Below are 20,620 nucleotides of genomic sequence, written 5' to 3' on the forward strand. Positions count from 1 at the left end.
ATAAGGGGAACCGCGGCCCGATCGGGCCACGGGCGGAACCGGAGCAACAAGCACAGTGGCGCAACCGACCAGCCGGGCGCTCTTGGACCTGAACGAACGCTCGCGGGAGATCTTCCGGCGCATCGTGGAGAGCTACCTGGCCACCGGCGAACCGGTGGGCTCGCGAAACCTGTCGCGCATCCTTCCCATGGCGCTGTCGCCGGCCTCGATCCGCAACGTCATGTCCGACCTCGAGATGGCGGGCCTCCTGTTCGCGCCGCACACCAGCGCCGGGCGGCTGCCCACCGAGGCGGGGCTGCGCTTCTTCGTGGACGCGCTGCTGCAGGTCGGCGACGTCACCACCGAGGACCGCTCGCGCATCGAGGCGGAGGTGCGCGCCTCCGGCCAGCAAAAGAACACCGACGCCATCCTGGCCGAAGCCTCGTCGCTCCTGTCCGGCCTGTCGCGCGGCGCCGGCGTCGTGGCGACCAGCAAGGCGGCCGCGCGGCTGAAGCATCTCGAATTCGTGCGCCTCGATCCGGCCCGCGCCCTGGTGGTGCTGGTCAGCGACGACGGCGCGGTGGAGAACCGCATCGTCGACCTGCCGCCCGGCCTGCCGGCCAGCGCGCTCGTGGAGGCCTCCAACTACCTGTCCGCCCGCATCCGCGACCGCACGCTCGGCGAGCTCGTCAGCGAAGTCGAGAGCGAGCGCACGCGCGCCGAATCGGAGCTCGATTCGCTCACCGCCCGCCTGGTGGAAAGCGGCCTCGCCAGCTGGGGCGGGCGCGGCGACGACCGCCAGCTGATCGTGCGCGGCCAGGCCAACCTGCTGGAAGACCTCCGCGCCATGGAGGACCTCGAGCGCATCCGCCTCCTGTTCGAGGACCTCGAGACCAAAAAGGACGTGATCGAGCTCCTGGCCCGCGCCGAACAGGGGGAGGGCGTGCGCATCTTCATCGGCTCGGAGAACAAGCTCTTCTCGCTCTCCGGCTCGTCCCTGATCGCCGCCCCTTTCCGCGACGCCTCGCAGAAAATCGTCGGCGTCGTCGGCGTGATCGGTCCGACGCGGCTGAATTACGGGCGGATCGTCCCGATGGTGGACTACACGGCCCGGGTGGTGAGCAGGCTGCTGGAGGGCCGGTAGCCCCGTGGAGATCGTTGCGGTCTCGGCAAGCCTTAACAGCGCTACCCCAGCCGGATCACCGCCACGCCGGCCAGCGCCACCATGGCGGCGGTCCAGCGCAGCCAGCCGACCGGCTCCCTGAGACCGACGGCGGCGATCAGCACGCCAAAGAAAATCGACAGCTCCCGCAGCGCCGCCACGGCCCCGACCGGGCCGTGCGTGAAGCCATAGAGCACCAGCAGGTAGGAGCCGTTCGACATCAGGCACAGCAGCATGCTGAAGCCCAGATTGCCCTTGAAGGCGCGCCGCACGCCCGGCCCCTCCACGGTGAGCAGCAGCGCCATCGTGATCGCGTTGGCGACCGACACCGCGCAGCCATACTGGATGGGGTCGCCGGCGATCCGCACCCCCTGCGCGTCCGTGACCACGAACAGCGCGTTGGCGAGACCGGCCAGCATCGCGAGCCCGATCCCGACCTTGTCGAGCCGCTCGCCGCGCCGGGCCGACAGGGCCAGCAGCAGCACGCCCAGCGAGATCGAGACGATGCCCAGGAAGGTCACGGCCGTGACCCGCTCGCCGAACGCGGCCCAGCCAATCAGCGTGACGCCGAGCGGCGCGACGCCGCGCACCAGCGGGTAGCCGAGCGCAAAGGGGAGGCGCCGGAATGTCGCCATCATGGCCCGCATGGTGACGAGGTTGAACGCCGTGCCGAGCCCGAGCCACAGCAAGGCGCGCGGCGGCGGCAGGCCGAGCCAGAGCACGCCCGGCAGCAGCGCGACCCCGGCCGTGATCACCACGGCGGCGAGCGCCAGCCCGGGCTCGGGCCGGCTCCGCGCCGCCGCGTTCCAGGCCGCATGCAGAAAAGCGCTCAGGAGGGCTGCGGCGAAGACGATGGGGGTCAAGGCGGAGGTTCCGCGCGGGGAGGCGGCGGACGCCGCCGACCCGCACCTTGCCCAAGCCGCCAAGCCCGCGCCAGACCCGCCGGCGCATGGCAGCCGAGACCCGTGGCTCAGTCCAGCATCTTCTGCAGCAGCACGAGGTCGAGCCAGCGGTCGAATTTCCAGCCGACCTCCCGCATGCGCCCGGCCTCCACGAAGCCGAAACGCTGGTGGAACTGCAGCGAGGACGTGTTGGCGGCGTCCACGCCGGCCACCATCACGTGCTTGCCGAGCGCCCGCGCGGCCGCGATCAGCGGCGGCATCATGGCCTTTCCGACGCCTTTGCCGTGATGGTGCTGGTGCACGTAGATCGAGTGCTCCACCGTGTGCCCATAGCCGTCCCACGGCCGGAAGTCGCCGAAGCTCGCATAGCCGAGCAGCATGTCGCCCAGCGTGGCGACCAGCACCGGGTAGCCCTTGGCCTTGCGCTCGCGCATCAGCGCGCGGCGGTTCTCGAGGTCGGCCGTGTGGATGGTCCACACCGCCGTCGTGTTCAGCACGGCGTCGTTGTAGATCTCCAGCATGGCCGGCAGGTCGTCTTCAGTCGCGTCGCGGATCGTGACCTGCATGTGCCCCTCACAGGCGCTTGAAGAAAACCGTCGTGGAGCACAGGCCCCCGTCCGGCCATAGCGCGTAGTCCGGAATGTCGCCCACGGCCGTCCAGCCGGCCTTCGCGTACAAGGAAGAGGCGGCCGAGCCCGTCACGGTGTCAAGGGTGAGCAGGGTCAGCGCCCGCCGCCTCGCCTCCGCGTCGATCGCCGCCATCAGGGCCTCGGCGACCCCGCGCCGCCGCGCATCCGGGTGCACCAGCACCTTGGCGACGTCGCCCCGGTGCGGCTGGTTCGGCTTGGCGCAGGGATGCAGCTGCGCGGTTCCGACAACTTTGCCGTCTGTCTCGGCCGCCACGAGCGCGAGGCGCCCCGCCGCGAGATCCTCGACCACGCCGCCCCACCAGGCGCGCGCATCCTCGGGCCCGAACGGGTTCATGAAGCCCACCGAGGCGCCGCCGTTCACGCAGCGGACCAGGATGTCGGCCAGCGCCGGCAGGGCGTCGCGGGCGGCGGCGGGATCGAGAACGCGGGTCGTGACCGTCATGATGGCTCCGGGAGGCGGGACCCGCGCAGGTTCGCCGATACCGGCAGCCGGAATCAAGGACCCCGCGCCGCCGTGTCGCTTGGAAATCCAACGCCCGGCTGCTATTCCGGCGCGATGAGCGAGCACCCCATCTCCAACATCCGCAACTTCTCGATCGTGGCCCACATCGACCACGGCAAGTCGACCCTGGCCGACCGGCTGATCCAGTCCACGGGCGGGTTGCAGGAACGCGAGATGGTCGAGCAGGTGCTCGACAGCATGGACATCGAGCGCGAGCGCGGCATCACCATCAAGGCCCAGACGGTGCGGCTCGACTACAAGGCCAAGGATGGCAAGACCTACATCCTGAACCTTATGGACACGCCCGGCCACGTCGACTTCGCGTACGAGGTCAGCCGCTCGCTCGCGGCCTGCGAGGGCTCTCTCCTGGTGGTGGACGCCTCCCAGGGCGTCGAGGCGCAGACGCTCGCCAACGTCTACCATGCGCTGGACGCCAACCACGAGATCGTGCCCGTCCTCAACAAGATCGACCTGCCCGCCGCCGAGCCCGACCGCATCAAGGCGCAGATCGAGGAGGTGATCGGCCTCGACGCCTCCGACGCGGTGCCGATCTCGGCCAAGACCGGCCTTGGCATCGACCTCGTGCTCGAGGCCATCGTCACCAAGCTGCCGCCCCCCAAGGGCGACGAGACGGCGCCCCTGAAGGCCCTGCTGGTCGACAGCTGGTACGACGCCTATTTGGGCGTGGTCGTGCTCGTGCGCGTCATCGACGGCGTGCTCAAGAAGGGCGCGGACATCACCATGATGGGCGCGGCCGCCCGTTACTCGGTGGACCGCATCGGCGTGTTCAAGCCCAAGATGACCGACCAGGCCGAGCTCGGACCCGGCGAGATCGGCTTCATCACGGCGCAGATCAAGCAGGTGGCCGACACCCGCGTGGGCGACACCATCACGGAAACGCGCCGACAGACCGCCTCGGCCCTGCCGGGCTTCAAGCCCGCCCAGCCGGTGGTGTTCTGCGGCCTGTTCCCGGTGGACGCGGCCGACTTCGAGGATCTGCGCGCCGCCATGGGCCGCCTGCGGCTCAACGACGCCAGCTTCTCCTATGAAATGGAGAGCTCGGCCGCGCTCGGCTTCGGCTTCCGCTGCGGCTTCCTCGGCCTCCTGCATCTGGAGATCATCCAGGAGCGGCTGGAGCGCGAGTTCAACCTCGACCTGATCGCGACCGCCCCCTCGGTGATCTACAAGCTCGCCCTGCGCGACGGCGAGCACATCGAGCTGCACAACCCGGCCGACATGCCGGACATCATGAAGATCGAGGAGATCCAGGAGCCCTGGATCCGCGCCACCATCCTGACGCCGGACGAGTATCTCGGCAGCATTCTCAAGCTGTGCCAGGATCGCCGCGGCACCCAGGTCGATCTCAACTATGTCGGCAAGCGCGCCATGGTGGTCTACGACCTGCCGCTCAACGAGGTGGTGTTCGACTTCTACGACCGGCTGAAGTCGATTTCGAAGGGCTATGCGTCCTTCGACTACAACATCACCGACTACAAGGCCGGCGACCTCGTGAAGATGTCGATCCTCGTCAACGCCGAGCCGGTGGACGCCCTTTCCATGCTGGTGCACCGCACCCGCGCCGAAATGCGCGGCCGGGCTATGTGCGAGAAGCTCAAGGAGCTGATCCCGCAGCACCTGTTCCAGATCCCGATCCAGGCCGCCATTGGCGGCAAGATCATCGCCCGCGAGACCATCTCGGCCCTGCGCAAGGATGTCACCGCCAAGTGCTATGGCGGCGACGTCTCCCGCAAGCGCAAGCTCCTCGACAAGCAGAAGGAGGGCAAGAAGCGCATGCGCCAGTTCGGCCGCGTCGAGATCCCGCAGGAAGCCTTCATCGCCGCCCTGAAGATGGATAGCTGAGGCTAGACGGTCCGACATCGCGGCGACCGGCTCGTTTCCGGACGTCGCCGCTCGGGGGAGGGCGCTGGCAACGCCGACGCGTTCTCCGACGCCTCGCGGGCGTGACGCTCCTGCGCCAGTAGGATGCCGGTACGCAGGCTGTCCATGAACGCCGCCATGCTGTCGGCCGTCACGCGCCTGCGCGGCGCCCGGCAGGCCAATGCGCGCCTGCAGCGACGCGGTCGGCGGCAGGCGCCGCGCCCACAGCCCCGCCACGCGCCGTCGCACGTGTTGAGTTCGCCCAGGCGCTGCTCGAACTCCGCCCGGCCGTCATCCGGATCGTCGTCGGCGAAGAGCACAGAGCTGAGGCCGCCTTCTGGCGCGAGGCGGGAGCGCGGTCGTTCGGCGGGCATGGTCGTGTCTCCCGATGAGCGAAAAAATCTCGCGGCGACAGGCGCGCCTCCGCGTTCTCCGCTTCCGCGGAGTTGGGGCAAGCTGGGTGGAGGGGCGCCGCGAGGCGCCGGCCCATCTAGGGTTTTACGCGTAGGGTTCGGACGGGCCGACGCCTCGCGACCGGCGATTTTGAACCTTTCCGACCCGCGCTCCGTCCTCGTGGCCGCGCCTTTCGGGCCGCGACCGCGAGGGTGTTAAGGTGGCCGCGTCCACGGCCCCACCGTAGTGTGGGGCGGGCGGGCTGACTGCCGGACGTTGGGTCGGCCGAGGCTGTTACCCCTCGAACCCGCCGTCCGGCCGCTCTGGAAAGGCCTCCCGGGAGGGTGGGTCCGGTATCCCCACCCGCGCAGGCGCCGCGCTCCGACCCCGCAACGGACCGCTCCGGAAGCGCCCCCTCCCTGGGTCGAGAGTGGCGCAAGAGTGCGCGAAATCCTACCGATTGTCAAGGACTATTTTCTTATAGTGAGATCAGCCGCCGATTACTCGGACGCCGGTCGGCGTCGAGCAGGCGCTGCGCGGCGGGGATCACCGCAGCGTCGCGCCGGTCTTTTTCTGCGCCTCGGCGACGATCTTGTTGGCCACGGCCTCGATCTCGACGTCCGTGAGCGTCTTTTCGGTCGGCTGCAGCGTTACCGCGATCGCGACCGACTTCTTGCCGTCCGGCACGCCCGGCCCTTCATAGACGTCGAACACGTCCACGGCCGAGACCAGCTGCCGCTCGGCCGCCTGCGCGGCCTTCACGAGGTCGCCGGCCGCGACCGAGCGATCCACCACGAAGGCGAAGTCGCGCGCGATCGGCTGGAAGTCCGACAGCGTCAGCTTCGGCTTTACCTTGGTGGGCTTCGCCTTGGGCGGCGGCAGCATGTCGAGGATCAACTCGAAGCCGACCGCCGGGCCCTTGACGTCCAGCGCCTCCAGGGCGCGCGGGTGCAGCTCGCCGAACCAGCCGACCACCATCTTGGGGCCGAACTGCAGCGTGCCGGAACGGCCGGGGTGGAACCACGCGGGGCCGCCCGCCACGACCTGCAGCCCGCCGGTGGGCACGCCCAGCGTCTCCAGCACCGCCATGGCGTCCGCCTTGGCGTCGAACAGGTCGGCCGCCTTGGCGCCCGTCCAGTGCCGCCCGACCGCCTCGGCCCGGGCCAAGCCTCTGCGCACGCCGGACGCCGCGATCTTCTGGTCCTCGGGCTTGTCGCCCCGGAACACCTGTCCGACCTCGAACAGCGCCGTATCCGTGAAGCCCCGGTCGGCGTTGCGCTGGCTGGCCTTGAGCAGGCCCGGCAGCAGGCTCGGGCGCATGTCGGAGAGTTCGGCCGCGATCGGGTTGGCGAGCGCCAGCTCGGGCTGGCCGCCGCCGAAGCGCTCGGCCTCGGCCTTGCCGATGAACGACCAGGTCACGGCCTCCACCATGCCGCGCGCCGCAAGCGCGCGCTTGGCCGTGCGCGTGCGCTTCTGGATCAGCGTCAGCACCGGCTTGGCGACGATCGCCTCCTCGCGTGGGAACGGCGTCGACAAAACGCGGTCAAGCCCGGCGATGCGGACGATCTCCTCGACGATGTCGGCCTTGCCCTCCACGTCCGGCCGCCAGGACGGCACCGCCACCTTGACGTAGCGATCCGAGCCCGAGACCCAGAAGCCGAGCTCGCGCAGGATCACCTTCATCTCGGGAACCGGCAGGTCGAGCCCGGTGAGGCGTTCCACTTCCGCGTACGGGAAGTCGATCAACTTATCCGAAGCCGGGATCTCGCCCGCGAGCTCGATCCCGGAGGCTTCGCCGCCGCACAGGTCCAGCACCATCCGGGTCGCCATCTCGAGGCCCGGCAGGCAGAACGCGGGATCGACGCCGCGCTCGAAGCGGTAGCGCGCATCCGTGTTGACGCCGAGCTTGCGGCCCGTGGTGGCGATGTTGAGCGGGTCCCACAGCGCCGACTCGATCAGCACGTCCGTGGTGTTTTCGTCGCAGCCGGAGTGCTCGCCGCCCATCACGCCCGCGATGCTCTCGACGCCGTTGTCGTCCGTGATCACCACCATGCCGGCGTCGAGCCGATAGGTGCGGCCGTCAAGCGCCAGCACCTCCTCGCCGTCACGGGCGCGGCGCACAACGAGGTCGCCCTTCACCTTGGCGAGGTCGAACACGTGCAGCGGCCGGTTCTGGTCGAAGGTCATGTAGTTGGTGATGTCGACCAGCGCGTTGATGGGCCGCAGCCCGATCGCCTTCAGGCGGCGCTGCATCCACTCCGGGCTGGGCCCGTTCTTCACCCCGCGCACGAGGCGCAGCGCGAAGGCCGGGCAGAGCCTGGCGTCATCCGCCGCGAAGTCGAGCCGCACGCGCGTCGGGCACGGGAAGGCGCCCGGCACGGCCGCGACCGGCTTGTCGATGAAGCGGCCGAGATTGGCCGCCGCGAGGTCGCGCGCCACGCCGTGCACGCCGAGCGCATCCGGACGGTTCGGCGTCACCGCGAAGTCGATCACCGGGTCGTCGAGATGGGCCCATTCGGCGTAAGCGACGCCCACCGGCGCATCGGCCGGCAGGTCGATGATGCCGTCATGGTCCTCGCCGAGCCCGAGCTCCATGGCCGAGCACAGCATGCCGCGGCTCTCGACGCCCCGGATAGTGCCGACGCCGAGCGTGATGCCCTTGCCGGGAATGAACGTGCCGGGCGGCGAGAACACCGACTTCATGCCCGTGCGGGCGTTCGGCGCGCCGCACACTACCTGCACGGGCTCGCCCGCGCCGGTGTCCACCATGCACACCCGCAGCCGGTCGGCGTTGGGGTGCTGCTCGGCCGAGACCACGTACGCGATCGTGTAGGGGGCCAGCACCTTGGCCTGGTCCTCCACGGCCTCGACCTCGAGCCCCACCTTGGTGAGCGTCTCGGCCACCGTCTCGACGCTCGCGCCCGTGTCGAGGTGCTCCTTGAGCCAGGAGAGTGTGAGCTTCATCGATCTCTCCTCAAACGCTCAGGCCGGCCGTCAGCGACGGCATGTCGAGCGGGCGGAAGCCGTAGTGGCTGAGCCAGCGCACGTCGGCGTCGAAAAAGGCGCGCAGGTCCGGCATGCCATATTTCAGCATCGCGATGCGGTCGATGCCCATGCCCCAGGCGAAGCCCTGGTACTCGTCCGGGTCCAGCCCGCAATTGCGGATGACGTTGGGGTGCACCATGCCGCAGCCCAGGATCTCGAGCCAGTCGTCGCCCTCGCCGAAGCGGATCTCGCCGCCCTTGCGGGAGCACTGAATATCGACCTCGGCGGAGGGCTCCGTGAACGGGAAGAACGACGGCCGGAACCGCATCTTGACGTTGTCGACCTCGAAGAAGCTCCGGCAGAACTCCTCCAGGATCCACTTGAGGTGGCCCATGTGCGAGCCCTTGTCGATCACCAGGCCCTCGACCTGGTGGAACATGGGCGTATGCGTCTGGTCGCTGTCGCACCGGTAGGTGCGCCCCGGGATGATCACCCGGATCGGCGGCTTCTGCGACATCATGGTGCGCACCTGCACGGGGCTGGTGTGGGTGCGCAGCAGCTTGCGCTCGCCATTCGCGTCCGGGTTGAAGAAGAACGTGTCGTGCATCTCCCGGGCCGGGTGGCCGACCGGGAAGTTCAACGCCGTGAAGTTCAGGAAGTCGGCCTCGATGTCCGGCCCCTCGGCGACCGCGAAGCCCATGTCGCCGAAGATGGTGGTGAGCTCGTCGATGACCTGGCTGATCGGGTGCACCCGGCCGCGGCCGAGCGCGCTTTCGGGCGACGGCAGCGTCACGTCCACGCGCTCGGCCGCCAGGCGCGCATCCAGCGCCGCATCCTTCAGCGCCGTGCGGCGCTCGGCCAGGAGCCCGGTGACGCGGTCGCGAAGCCCATTGATGAGCGGCCCCTTTTCCTTGCGTTCGTCGGAGCTCATGGAGCCCAGCGTCTTCAGGAGATCGGACACCGAGCCCTTCTTGCCGAGCGCGCCGACGCGAACGACCTCCAGCGCGGCTTCGTCGCCGGCCTGGGCCACGGCGGCCGCGATCTCGGATTCAAGGGCGGAAAGATCGGACATGGGCAAACACCTCGGGCGCCGGAGAGGGCCCCGGCGCGGACGCGGGTGTTTGCCACGGGAGGGCGCGCGTTGTCGAGAGAGGGCGGGGGTTTCAGGCCGAAGGACGCAATCGCGCGAATTGCACCCTCGGGTCGGTGGACGACCTTCAGGCCGGGTGTTTGGCTGGCGTCATGTCGCTGCTGAAAATCTTTATGCTGCTCAATGCTGTTTTGGTGGCGATCATCCCATACGGCGCGTATCGCCGTGGGCTGTCGCCGTTCCGTTGGTTCCTGATCTCGGTGCTCTTCACGCCCATGATCGCGCTTCCGGTTCTGGCGTGGCGCGACTTCAAACGGCAACGTGCGATGGTGGTGGCGGCCCCGAATGAGCTGATCCCGCCTCGCTCTTGAACCGCCCGCCTATCCCCCACATATTCCGGATGCGGCCTCGGCCGCCCGGGTGCTGCATGAGCGGGCCCGGAACCGGAGCGCCTTCGCTAAAGGGCTTCATGTCACGCGTACCGTCCTTGTCTTCTCCGTTCCTGCTCGGCTTCGACGAGGTGGAACGGGCTCTCAGCAGGGTGGCCAAGGCCGCCTCGGAGGGATACCCGCCCTACAACATCGAGCGCATCCACCGCGACGGCGACATGCCCGAGCGGCTGCGGATCACGCTCGCGGTGGCGGGGTTCACCCGGGACGATCTGGAGATCACCTTGGAGGAGAACCAGCTGGTCATCCGTGGCCGGCAGGCCGACGACAAGGACAGGATGTTCCTGCACCGCGGCATCGCGGCGCGGCAGTTCCAGCGGGCCTTTCTGCTGGCCGACGGATTGGAAGTTCGCGGCGCCGACCTCGCCAACGGCTTGCTCTCCATCGATCTGGTTCGCCCCGAATGCGAGCGCATCGTCCGGCGGATCGACATCCTCAGCCGCGACTGACGGCCAAGTCCGCGAACAACGCTTCTCCCCCACTCGCTCCGCTCAAAGGAGGGTGCGATGCCTGACGCCAACAAGACTTTCGACCTCACCGTGACCCCGCAGATCCTGGCCGCCATGGGCGGTGGAGAGATCGCGTATGTGCGGGCCATCAAGTCGGATGATCTCAACCGCCTGTTTCCGCAGGCGCCCGAGATTCAGCCCGGCCTCGACCTCTTCGCGCTGCTCGGCGCGGACGGCACCCCCATCATGGTGACGGACAGCCGCAACACCGCCATCGCGAATGCGTGGGAAAACAACCTCACGCCCGTGAGCGTGCACTAGGGCGGAGCTCCGCTTCAGGCGGAAAGGCCGCAGCCCGAACCCTCTCCCGCGACGCGGGGGAGGGCAGGGAGGGGGCGGTGAAGCGCCTCACACCCATACGCGGTCGCGCGCCACGACCTCCTCTGTCGGCCGTCGCCGAACTCTCCCCCGCTGGGCGGGAGAGAGTTGCGCGTCCTTGTCAAAGCCTGGTCACGCGATCCCCTCGATGGCGCTCACCAGCCTGGCCAGGTCCTCGGGCCGGGACAGGCGGTGGTCGCCGTCCTTGATCAGCGTCGTCACAACGTCGTCGCCCGGCATGTGCTCCACGAGCCGCATGGCGTGCTTCCACGGCACGTCGGGGTCGCGCATGCCCTGCAGGATGTGCACCGGGCAGCCGGTCACGATGGGCGGGCCGTCCAGCATGAGATGCCGCCGTCCGTCCTCGATCAGCGCCCGCGTGATCGGGTAGGGCTCGGGCGCGTAGTCCGACTGGCGCATCCAGACGCCCTTGTCGGTGATCTCGCGCTTCACCTTGGCGGGGAAACGGTCCCACATCAGCGTCTGGGTGAAGTCCACGGCGGGCGCGATCAACACGAGCCCGGACAGGCCGAGGCTGTCCGCCTTCAGCGCGCGGGCGGCCAGAAGCGCCAGCCAGCCGCCCATGGAGGAGCCGACCAGCACGGGCCTGGGCCCTGCTTTCTGGCGGATCACCGCGAGGCTCTCGTTGAGCCATCGCGAGATGGTGGCGTCCTCGAAGCGGCCGTCGGATTCGCCGTGGCCCGAATAGTCGAAGCGCAGGAAGCTGCGGGCTTTCTTGGCCGCCCATGCGTCCAGCGTGGCCGCCTTGGTGGCCAGCATGTCGGACCGGAAGCCGCCCATCCACACCACGGTTGGTCCTGCGCCGGGCCGCAGCCGATACGCGATCCGGCGGGGGCCGTCGTCCACGTCCAACTGCAGGAATTCCGGAGGGGCAAATTGCGTGTTGACTGCGCTCACCGTAAACCTCTTGGCATGCAACGCGTCGCGGCGAATCGCCTGAGCTTTTCGACATCTGGCCGGTTTGCCGGCGCCCGCGATCATTACCGGAGGCGCGTCTGATGCGACAGGGTCCCACCACGGCCTTTGTGGGCCGCGGCCTGTCCGACCTGGCCGGACGCACCATCCTGCAGGTCGTTCCGGACCTGGAAGCCGGCGGCGTGGAGCGCACCACCGTGGATGTCGCCGAGGGGTTGGCCGCCGCGGGCGCGCGCGCGCTGGTGGCGACCGAGGGCGGCCGCCTGGTGGCCGAGCTGCAGGCCAAGGGCGGGATCTGGATCCCGTTTCCGGCCAAGACCAAGAACCCGCTGGCGATGCTCGCCAATGTTCGACGTCTCAGGGCCATCTGCCTCGACGAGGGCGTCGACATCGTCCATGCCCGCTCGCGGGCCCCGGCCTGGAGCGCGATGGCGGCCAGCCGGGCGCTGCGCCTGCCGTTTGTGACCACCTATGCGGGCAGCTACTCGGGCAAGTCGGCCGTGAAGGTGCTCTACAATTCCGTGATGGCGCGCGGCGACGCCGTGATCGCGAACTCGCACTACACCGCCGACCTGATCGGGCGCATGCACCCCTTCGCGCGCGAGAAGGTGCGGGTGATCCACCGCGGCACGGACCTCCGGGCCTTCGCGCCCCATGCGGTGGAGCCCGAGCGCGTGGAGGCGCTGCGCAAGCAGTGGGGCGTGGAGCCGCACCAGCGCGTGGTGCTGCTGGCCGCCCGCCTGACCGGCTGGAAAGGCCAGAAGGTGCTGATCGAGGCCGCCAAGATGCTGGTGGACCGCGGCGTGCGCGATCTCGCGATTGTGCTGGCGGGCGATCCGCAAGGGCGGGATGGCTACGTCAAGGAGCTCGACGGACTCACGGCGAAACTCGGCCTCAAGGACGTCGTCTACCGGGCCGGGCATTGCGCCGACATGCCGGCCGCCTTCATGGCCGCCTCGGTGGTGACGGTGCCGTCCACCGAGCCGGAGGCGTTCGGGCGCTCGGCCGTGGAGGCGCAGGCCATGGGCGCGCCCGTGGTCGTGTCGGACCTGGGCGCGGTGCCCGAAACCGTGCTCGCGCCCCCGCAGGCGCCGCCTTCGGCCCGCACGGGCTGGCGCGTGCCGGCCGGCGACGCCGCCGCGCTCGCGGATGCGGTCGGGCAGGCGCTGCACTTGGGAGCGAGCGCACGGGACGCGCTGGCGTCGCGCGCCAGGGCGCATGTGGAGGCCCACTTCTCCCTCAGTCGCATGGTCAAGGAGACGCTGGATCTTTATTCAGCGCTGCTGGCCAAGGATCGATAAACGAATTCGCCAGCCGTGAGTTGACTTCGCGGAGCTTTCTGCGAATTTCCCACGTTGCCGTCAACAACGCCCGCCGCCGACCCCTATGGCCGATCGGTTCTGCCCGGAAGGGGCGGGCCCAGAGGAGACTAAAGCCATTCGCAGACCTATGAGAGCCGCTCCGGTCCCGCAGAAGGATGGGCCCCGCGCCAATCGCGACATCCGCGGCGTTCGCGAAGTGCAGCTGATCGACGAGACCGGCGCCAACCAGGGCATCGTCCAGTTTCTGGACGCCCTGAAGATGGCCGAAGACGCAGGCCTGGACCTCGTCGAGATCGCGCCGAACTCGGCCCCGCCCGTCTGCAAGATCCTCGACCACGGCAAATACAAGTTCAACGAGCAGAAAAAAGCCGCCGAGGCCCGCAAGAAGCAGAAGACCGTCGAGGTCAAGGAGATCAAGCTCCGCCCCGGCATCGACGACCACGACTACGGGGTCAAGATGAAGGCCGTGCGCCGCTTCTTCGAGGAAGGCGACAAGGTCAAGGTCACGCTGCGCTTCCGCGGCCGCGAAATGGCCCACCAGGACCTCGGCATCAAGCTGCTCGAGCGCGTCAAGGCCGAGATGCTGGACGTCTCCAAGGTCGAGTCCGAGCCGATGCTCGAAGGCCGCCAGATGGTGATGATCATGGCGCCGCGCTAAGCGCAGCCCCACTCTTTCAGCAAAAAGCCGCCGCGAACCCCGCGGCGGCTTTTTTGTTTTTGGACGCTTTCGATGCGCCGGGAATGCAGGCTAAACATCCCGGAGCCTCGCCGTCATTGCGAGCGACAGCGAAGCAATCCAGTCTAACGCTTGGCCTTTTAGACTGGATTGCTTCGCCTCCGGCTCGCAATGACGGGAGGTTGGCGAGCGTCCTACACGGCCCGCAGCCGGTCCCGCGCTTCGTCGCGGCTGTCCTTCAGGGCGCTGGCCTGCAGGGACACGAGCTGCTCGATCTGCGCCTGGAGCCGGTCGACCTTGTCGTGCAGCTCCGCGATGGCGGTCTCGGACTTGACGTTGACCTCGTAGTCGAGCGCCGCCGCCAGCCGGTCCTTCGCGGCCTGCCGGTTCTGCGACATCATGATCACGGGCGCCTGAAGGGCCGCCACCATGGAGAGCAGCAGGTTCAGGAACACGAACGGGTAGGGATCGAAGGCGTTCTTCGCCAGGATGGCGGCGTTCACGACGGCCCAGACGCCCAGAAAGGCGACGCAGCCGATAATGAAGCCCCAGGAGCCGCCCACCGCCGCGACCTTGTCGGCGATGCGCTCGCTCCAGGTCAGGCGGTCGTCGAAGACCTGGTTGACGTCGCGGGCGACGTGCATGCGGCGGGCGACGCGCGCGATGACGCGCCGGTCACGCTCGCACAGGGGGGATACGCCTGCGTGAAGCAGGTGCTGGGCGAGATAACGGATCTCGTTGCTCATGGCTCACTCTCTTTCCGACCGGCCGCTGGCGGCGGATCGGGAGCGAGCGGATCCTCAGGATCAGCGTACCCGAACGGCCGTCAACGGCGCGGTCAATCGACTGGGACTGTCGCTGGGCATTGTGGTTCGGTGTCCTGATGGGGCCGGACGGGCAGAACTCGCGCGGCTGGTTCGGAAAATGCGTCAGCGAGCGGATTTGTCAACCCCGTGAGCCGCTTGCCGGCCGCCGAAAAGCCGCGCTGTCGCGTCCCGGGCTGATGCGCCGCGGCCACGCCCGGCGGCTTCTTGCGAATCCAGTTCTCTTGCGCGCCCTGACCGTCTAAACACCGTGCTGAGAACTGCGGCATGCTCGGCATGGCCGCGAGAGTGATTCGCGAGGCGCGACCGCGCCGCGGCTTCGGCGGAACCATGGCCCAGGACGGAAGCAGGAAGGTCTACGTCAAATCCTACGGCTGCCAGATGAACGTCTATGACGCCCAGCGGATGGCGGATGTTCTGGCCCCGGAAGGCTTTTCCGAGACGACCGAGATGGCGGACGCCGATCTCGTGGTCCTGAACACCTGCCATATCCGCGAGAAAGCGGCCGAGAAGGTTTATTCGGAGCTGGGCCGCGTCCGCGAGATGCGGCGCGACCGCGAAGCCGCCGGCGGCGCCATGCAGGTCGTCGTGGCCGGCTGCGTCGCGCAGGCCGAGGGCGGCGAGATCCTGCGTCGGGCCAAGGGCGTCGACCTCGTGGTCGGCCCGCAGAGCTACCATCGCCTGCCCGCCTTGCTGGACGCCGCCCGCGTGCGCCCTGTCGTCGACACCGACTTTCCGGCCGACAGCAAGTTCGACGCGCTGCCGCAGCCGCGCCCGGAGCGCACGCGCCAGCGCGGCGTGTCGGCCTTCGTCACCGTGCAGGAAGGCTGCGACAAGTTCTGCACCTTCTGCGTGGTGCCTTACACGCGCGGAGCCGAAGTGTCGCGTCCGGTCACCGCCATCCTGGCGGAGGTCGAGCGTCTCGTCGCCGCCGGCGTGCGCGAGGTGTCGCTGCTGGGCCAGAACGTCAACGCCTACCATGGCGAAGGGCCGGACGGCGCCGCCTGGACGCTGCCGCGCCTGATGCGGCGTCTCGCCGAGACGCCCGGCCTCGCCCGCATCCGCTACACCACGAGCCACCCGGGCGACATGGACGACGACCTGATCGCGCTGCATGGCGATCTGCCGGCCGCGATGCCGTATCTCCACCTGCCCGTGCAGTCCGGCTCGGACGCCATTCTGGCGGCCATGAACCGCCGGCATGGACGCGATGAATACCTGCGCATCATCGAGCGCGTGCGCGCCGTGCGGCCCGACATCGCGCTGTCGTCCGACTTCATCGTCGGCTTTCCGGGCGAAACCGACGCCGATTTCCGCGACACCATGGCGCTGATCGCCGAGGTCGGCTTCGCGGCCGCCTATTCGTTCAAGTACAGCCCGCGACCCGGCACGCCCGCCGCCGACAACGTCGCGCAGATCCCCGAGGACGTGAAGACCGCGCGCCTGCATGAGTTGCAGGCCCTGCTGGATCGCCAGCTGCGGGCCTTCAACGCCGCCACGGTTGGCCGCACCGTGGACGTGCTGGTCGAGAAGCCCGGCAAGCATCCGGGCCAGATGGTCGGCAAGTCGCCCTACCTGCAGGCCGTCGCCTTCGAGGGACGCGGAGCCCAGGCGGGCGACATCGTTCCGGTGCGCATCGGCGGCCTTGGCAATTTCAGCCTGCTCGGCGAGCGGGCCGACATCGAACCGGATCGGGAATCCGCGTGAAAGAGCAGGATGCTCGGCAGCGCAAAGCCGGTCTCGCGCGTTCAACGGACGACCATGAGAGAAAAGAGGCTTCCTTGAGATCAGCCGAGGGCGTCAATCGTTTCACCGTCAAGCCGCGCGGCGGCATCGCCGAGGCCGCCGAGATCAAGCTGACATTCGAGGACAACCGGCTGGCCAGCCTGGTGTTCGGCCAATACGACCAGAACCTCGCTCATCTGGAGCGCCGGCTCGGCGTGGTCGCCAACGCCAACGGCAACAACGTGATCCTGAAAGGGACGCCGGACAACACCGAGCAGGCCCGGGTGGTGCTGGAGCGGCTCTACGCCCGCGTGCAGCTGAACGAGGCGCTGAGCCCCGGGGACGTGGACGGCGTGATCCAGGAAACCGCCATGCAGGGCGTGCTGTTTCCCGCGGTCGCCGAAGCCGGATCTTCCTCCTTCGAAGAGATCGGAACGCGCCGCCGGCGCGTACGGGCCCGCAACGCCGCCCAGCATTCCTATCTGCGGCTGCTGAAGCGCCAGGAGCTCGTGTTCGCCGAAGGTCCGGCCGGCACCGGCAAGACCTGGCTGGCGGTGGGCTACGCGGTGCAACTTCTCGAGCAGGGCGTGGTCGAAAAGCTGATCCTGTCGCGGCCGGCCGTGGAGGCGGGCGAGCGGCTCGGCTTCCTGCCGGGCGACATGAAGGAGAAGGTCGACCCCTATCTCCGCCCGATCTACGACGCGCTCTATGACTTCATGGAGGCCCGCCATGTCGAGCGCGGCATGCAGACCGGCATGATCGAGATCGCGCCGCTCGCCTTCATGCGCGGCCGCACGCTCACCAACGCGATCGTGCTGCTGGACGAGGCCCAGAACACCACCACGATGCAGATGAAGATGTTCCTCACCCGCCTGGGCGAGGGCTCGCGCATGATCATCACGGGCGACCCGAGCCAGATCGACCTCCCGCCGGGCCAGAAGTCCGGCCTCGTGGAGGCGGTTCGCATCCTGGACGGCGTCGAGGGCATCGGCCGCGTGACCTTCAAGGAAGGCGACGTGGTGCGCCACGATCTCGTGCGCCGCATCGTCGGGGCATACGAGGCGGACTTCCGCGGCGAGACGCCCCAGCGCACGCCATGAGGGCCGTCTGACATGACGGGACCGACCGTCGACACCCAGGAGGAAAGCCCGCTCTGGCGGGCGCTGCCGCAAGCCGAGGCGCTGGCTAAAAAAGCCGTCGCGGCCGCGGCGGCGGGCGCGGGCGTGCGGCTCCTGCCGGGCGCGGAAGTCAGCCTGCTGCTCACCGACGACGCCCACATGCGTGAGATCAACCAGCAGTGGCGCGACAAGGACAAGCCCACCAACGTGCTGTCGTTTCCGGCCGTCGAGGGCCCGAAAGTGTCGAAGTCGCCGTTCCTGGGCGACATCGCTGTCGCGTTCGAAACGCTCCAGCGCGAGGCCGAGGACGACGGCAAGAGCGTCGCCGACCATTTCACGCATCTGGTGGTGCACGGCTTCCTGCATCTGCTCGGCCATGATCACATCGTGGCCGAGGACGCCGAGCGCATGGAAGCGCTCGAGGTCGCCATTCTGGCCACGCTTGGGGTCGCCGACCCTTACGCGGACCGCCCCCTTGACGAGGAGACGCCGTCCGTCAGGATGGCTTGAGCACCATGACGTCCGAAGACACATCCAGCGGCTCGACCAACGGCTCCACACGCGGATCCGGTCAGGCTGAAGCGCGCGACACGCCCGGCGAAAGTTTTATCGACCGGTTCCTGTCGCGCCTTGGGATCAGGCACGCCCAGAGCTTCCGCGACGATCTCGAGGAGGCGCTCGCCGAAAGCGGCGCGGATTTCGCCCCGCTCGAGCGCGCGATGCTGAAGAATGTGCTCGGCCTGCGCACCCACCGGGTCGACGACGTGATGGTGCCGCGCGCCGACATCGTCGCGGTTCCGATCGAGATCACGCTGGGCGAGCTTCTGCGCGTGTTCCGCACGGCCGGCCATTCGCGCCTGCCGGTCTACGCCGAGACGCTGGATGACCCCCGCGGCATGGTGCACATCCGCGACTTCCTGGACTACATGGCCACCCGCGCCGAAACCGCCAAGGCGCCGGGCCGGCGTCGCGCCCTGCCGGCGGGCGCGCCCGACCTCGGCAAGGTGGATCTCTCGATCCCGCTCTCGGCCGCCAAGATCCTGCGGCCGGTTCTGTTCGTGCCGCCGTCGATGCCGGCCATGGACCTCTTGGTGAAGATGCAGGCCTCGCGCACCCACATGGCGCTCGTGATCGACGAATACGGCGGCACGGACGGGCTGGTGTCGATCGAGGACCTGGTGGAGATCATCGTCGGCGACATCGAGGACGAGCACGACCTCCAGGACGCCCCCATGATCACCAAGGCGCCGGACGGGTCCTATCTGGCGGACGCCCGCACGAGCCTGGAGGAGGCCTCGGCCGAACTCACCGTGGATCTCGCCCATGGCGAGATGGCCGAGGACGTCGACACGCTGGGCGGCCTCATCGCCGCCCTGGTGGGCCGCGTGCCGGTGCGGGGCGAGGTGATCGCCCATCCGGCCGGCGTGGAGTTCGAAATCCTGGACGCCGACCCCCGCCGCATCAAGCGGCTGCGCATTCACACCAGCGCGCTCGAGGCGCTGCCCCCGCCGGACGCCCCCCTCAGTCTGCCCCCGCCCCGGGCCGCGATCACGGATCAATCCTTCCCCGCCGCGCCCGACGCCAAGCAAGGCTGAACAGGCCGCATGAACAATCTCGCCCACCGCATCATCCTCGCCTGGGGATGGCGACGCCTCGCGCTGGCCTTCGGGGCCGGCGCGCTGGGCGCGCTCGCGATGCCGCCTTTCGGCATCCTGCCCGCCCTGATGGTCTCGCTGACGCTCGCGGTCTGGCTGCTGGACGGCTCGGCGGCCGATGTCGGCCGCATGTCGCGCGCCACGCTTGGCCATGCGGCCCTGGCGGGCTGGTTTTTCGGCTTCGGCTATTTCGTCGCCGGGCTGTGGTGGCTGGGCTCGGCCTTTCTGGTGGAGGCCGACCAGTTCGCCTGGCTGATGCCGCTCGGCGTGGTCGGGCTGCCGGCCGTGCTGGCCGTCTATACGGCGCTCGCCTTTGTGCTCGCCCGCATCATCTGGACGCCCGGGCCGATGCGGATCGTCTCGCTGGCGCTGGCCCTGACGGCGACCGAGTGGCTGCGCTCGGTGCTGTTCACCGGCTTTCCCTGGAACGAGTTCGGAATGGCGCTGGGCGGCCATCTGTGGCTCGCGCAGGCGGCGTCCTGGATGGGCCTGCACGGGCTGACGCTGCTGGCGACGCTGATCTGCGCCGCCCCCGCGACGATCGCAACCGGCGCCAGCGGGCGCGAACGCTGGGCCGCGCCGGCGGCCGCTCTCGCCGCGCTCGTGCTGCTGGCGGGCTTCGGCGGCCTGCGGCTCGCCACGGGCGCGACCGCGATGGCCCCGAACGTGTCTCTCCGGATCGTGCAGCCGAACGTGCCGCAGGACGACAAGTTCAGGCCGGAAAACCGGGACGCCATCATGTCCCGCTACCTTTCGCTCAGCGACCGCGCCACGTCGCCGGACCACCCCGGAATGGCCAAGGTGACGCACCTCATCTGGCCGGAAAGCGCCTTCCCGTTCATTCTGGCGCGCGACCCCACCGCACTGGCGCAGATCGCCCAGATGCTCCCCAAGGGGGCCGTGCTGGTGACCGGCGCTGTGCGCTCGGCGGAGCCGTTGCCGGGCGAGCGCGGGCGACGCTATTTCAACGCCGTCCAGGTGGTGGCCGACGACGGAACCATCGTGGACAGCTCCGACAAGGCGCATCTCGTCCCGTTCGGCGAATACCTGCCCTTCAACGACGCCCTCACGGCCCTGGGGCTGCGCCAGTTCGTGAATGCGCCGGGCGGGTTCGAGGCGGGCGTCCGGCGCAAGATGCTGGCTGTCCCCGGCCTGCCGCCCGTTGCGCCGCTGATCTGCTACGAGGCGATCTTCCCCGGCGAGGCGAAGCCCGAGCAGGGCGATCCGGGCGTGCTGCTGAACCTCACCAACGACGCCTGGTTCGGGCTGACGCCTGGCCCATACCAGCATTTCGCGCAGGCCCGGCTACGGGCGATCGAGGAAGGCCTGCCGCTGATCCGCGCCGCGAATGACGGGATCTCGGCCGTTGTAGACCCGTATGGCCGCATTATCGGGGCCCTGCCGCTCGGCGTCGACGGCGTCCTTGATTCGCGCCTGCCCGCACGCTTGGCGGGCACACCGTTCAGCTCCTATGGCAACCTGCTGGCGCTGCTGATGTTTTCGTTTTCATCAATCCTGTTGACCATTCGTTTGCAACGTAATTGACA

General features: G+C 68.9%; 20 protein-coding genes. 12 read left to right on the forward strand and 8 right to left on the reverse strand.

The genetic code is table 11. The annotated features are described in order from the left end of the window. Nucleotides 1-55 precede the first annotated feature (55 nt). Complete coding sequence (gene hrcA / locus IEV99_RS23325) at nt 56-1,123, forward strand: heat-inducible transcriptional repressor HrcA (protein WP_188520228.1); 1,068 nt, start codon at nt 56-58, stop codon at nt 1,121-1,123. Between the two features lie 41 nt (nt 1,124-1,164). Here hrcA and IEV99_RS23330 read toward each other — a convergent pair whose 3' ends face one another. The 3 genes from IEV99_RS23330 to IEV99_RS23340 form a co-directional block, all read right to left on the reverse strand. Further along, nucleotides 1,165-2,004, reverse strand: a complete 840-nt coding sequence (locus IEV99_RS23330; RefSeq protein ID WP_188520229.1) for an EamA family transporter — start codon at nt 2,002-2,004, stop codon at nt 1,165-1,167. 107 nt (nt 2,005-2,111) lie between these two features. Further along, nucleotides 2,112-2,609, reverse strand: a complete 498-nt coding sequence (locus tag IEV99_RS23335) for a GNAT family N-acetyltransferase (RefSeq protein WP_188520230.1) — start codon at nt 2,607-2,609, stop codon at nt 2,112-2,114. Nucleotides 2,610-2,616: 7 nt separating this feature from the next. Then, a complete protein-coding gene (locus IEV99_RS23340; protein ID WP_188520231.1) occupies nt 2,617-3,135 on the reverse strand; it encodes a GNAT family N-acetyltransferase in 519 nt (172 codons plus the stop codon). Between the two features lie 114 nt (nt 3,136-3,249). On the opposite strand from IEV99_RS23340, the gene lepA reads away from it, so the two are divergent. Continuing rightward, nucleotides 3,250-5,055: a translation elongation factor 4 gene (lepA, locus tag IEV99_RS23345; RefSeq protein WP_188520320.1), complete on the forward strand. Its 1,806-nt coding sequence runs from the start codon at nt 3,250-3,252 to the stop codon at nt 5,053-5,055. Nucleotides 5,056-5,057: 2 nt separating this feature from the next. Here the strand turns inward: lepA and IEV99_RS23350 are convergent, their stop codons facing one another. From IEV99_RS23350 to pheS, 3 genes are all read right to left on the reverse strand, one after another. Continuing rightward, nucleotides 5,058-5,447, reverse strand: a complete 390-nt coding sequence (locus IEV99_RS23350; protein ID WP_188520232.1) for a hypothetical protein — start codon at nt 5,445-5,447, stop codon at nt 5,058-5,060. Nucleotides 5,448-6,012: 565 nt separating this feature from the next. After that, entirely contained in the window at nt 6,013-8,430 is a 2,418-nt protein-coding gene (gene pheT / locus IEV99_RS23355) for a phenylalanine--tRNA ligase subunit beta (RefSeq protein WP_188520233.1), read from the reverse strand. Between the two features lie 10 nt (nt 8,431-8,440). Further along, a complete protein-coding gene (gene pheS, locus IEV99_RS23360) occupies nt 8,441-9,523 on the reverse strand; it encodes a phenylalanine--tRNA ligase subunit alpha (RefSeq protein WP_188520234.1) in 1,083 nt (360 codons plus the stop codon). 170 nt (nt 9,524-9,693) lie between these two features. On the opposite strand from pheS, the gene IEV99_RS23365 reads away from it, so the two are divergent. The 3 genes from IEV99_RS23365 to IEV99_RS23375 all read left to right on the forward strand — a co-directional run bounded on the left by IEV99_RS23365 (nt 9,694) and on the right by IEV99_RS23375 (nt 10,760). Then, a complete protein-coding gene (locus IEV99_RS23365; protein WP_188520235.1) occupies nt 9,694-9,912 on the forward strand; it encodes a hypothetical protein in 219 nt (72 codons plus the stop codon). Nucleotides 9,913-10,010: 98 nt separating this feature from the next. Next, on the forward strand, nt 10,011-10,439 hold the full coding sequence (locus IEV99_RS23370; protein WP_188520236.1) for an Hsp20 family protein: 429 nt from the start codon (nt 10,011-10,013) through the stop codon (nt 10,437-10,439). A 57-nt stretch (nt 10,440-10,496) separates the two neighbouring features. Next, on the forward strand, nt 10,497-10,760 hold the full coding sequence (locus IEV99_RS23375; protein WP_188520237.1) for a BQ00720 family protein: 264 nt from the start codon (nt 10,497-10,499) through the stop codon (nt 10,758-10,760). A 189-nt stretch (nt 10,761-10,949) separates the two neighbouring features. On the opposite strand, the gene IEV99_RS23380 is transcribed toward IEV99_RS23375, so the two are convergent. Next, the gene (locus IEV99_RS23380) at nt 10,950-11,735 is read right to left on the reverse strand and encodes an alpha/beta hydrolase (protein WP_244644030.1); all 786 of its coding nucleotides are present in this window, start codon (nt 11,733-11,735) and stop codon (nt 10,950-10,952) included. Between the two features lie 101 nt (nt 11,736-11,836). Between IEV99_RS23380 and IEV99_RS23385 the strand changes: the two genes are divergently transcribed. Both IEV99_RS23385 and infC read left to right on the forward strand, forming a co-directional pair. After that, nucleotides 11,837-13,054, forward strand: coding sequence for a glycosyltransferase family 4 protein (locus IEV99_RS23385; RefSeq protein ID WP_188520239.1), 1,218 nt, complete (start codon nt 11,837-11,839; stop codon nt 13,052-13,054). A 148-nt stretch (nt 13,055-13,202) separates the two neighbouring features. Next, nucleotides 13,203-13,733 (forward strand): translation initiation factor IF-3, encoded by a 531-nt coding sequence (infC, locus tag IEV99_RS23390; protein WP_188520240.1) that lies wholly within the window; start codon nt 13,203-13,205, stop codon nt 13,731-13,733. Nucleotides 13,734-13,945: 212 nt separating this feature from the next. On the opposite strand, the gene IEV99_RS23395 is transcribed toward infC, so the two are convergent. Then, nucleotides 13,946-14,497, reverse strand: coding sequence for a DUF1003 domain-containing protein (locus IEV99_RS23395; RefSeq protein ID WP_188520241.1), 552 nt, complete (start codon nt 14,495-14,497; stop codon nt 13,946-13,948). A 408-nt stretch (nt 14,498-14,905) separates the two neighbouring features. Here IEV99_RS23395 and miaB point away from each other — a divergent pair, with 408 nt between their 5' ends. The 5 genes from miaB (at nt 14,906) to lnt (ending at nt 20,618) form a co-directional block, all read left to right on the forward strand. Continuing rightward, on the forward strand, nt 14,906-16,282 hold the full coding sequence (gene miaB / locus IEV99_RS23400) for a tRNA (N6-isopentenyl adenosine(37)-C2)-methylthiotransferase MiaB (protein ID WP_188520242.1): 1,377 nt from the start codon (nt 14,906-14,908) through the stop codon (nt 16,280-16,282). Nucleotides 16,283-16,356: 74 nt separating this feature from the next. Continuing rightward, nucleotides 16,357-17,400, forward strand: a complete 1,044-nt coding sequence (locus IEV99_RS23405; RefSeq protein ID WP_188520243.1) for a PhoH family protein — start codon at nt 16,357-16,359, stop codon at nt 17,398-17,400. 12 nt (nt 17,401-17,412) lie between these two features. Beyond that, nucleotides 17,413-17,928, forward strand: a complete 516-nt coding sequence (gene ybeY / locus IEV99_RS23410; RefSeq protein ID WP_188520244.1) for an rRNA maturation RNase YbeY — start codon at nt 17,413-17,415, stop codon at nt 17,926-17,928. Nucleotides 17,929-17,933: 5 nt separating this feature from the next. Beyond that, nucleotides 17,934-19,013, forward strand: a complete 1,080-nt coding sequence (locus tag IEV99_RS23415; protein WP_188520245.1) for a hemolysin family protein — start codon at nt 17,934-17,936, stop codon at nt 19,011-19,013. 9 nt (nt 19,014-19,022) lie between these two features. Beyond that, the gene (lnt, locus tag IEV99_RS23420; RefSeq protein ID WP_188520246.1) at nt 19,023-20,618 is read left to right on the forward strand and encodes an apolipoprotein N-acyltransferase; all 1,596 of its coding nucleotides are present in this window, start codon (nt 19,023-19,025) and stop codon (nt 20,616-20,618) included. Nucleotides 20,619-20,620 lie beyond the last annotated feature (2 nt).

Origin of the sequence: Alsobacter metallidurans, from assembly GCF_014636935.1 — a bacterium.
GTDB classification, from domain to species: domain Bacteria; phylum Pseudomonadota; class Alphaproteobacteria; order Rhizobiales; family Beijerinckiaceae; genus Alsobacter; species Alsobacter metallidurans.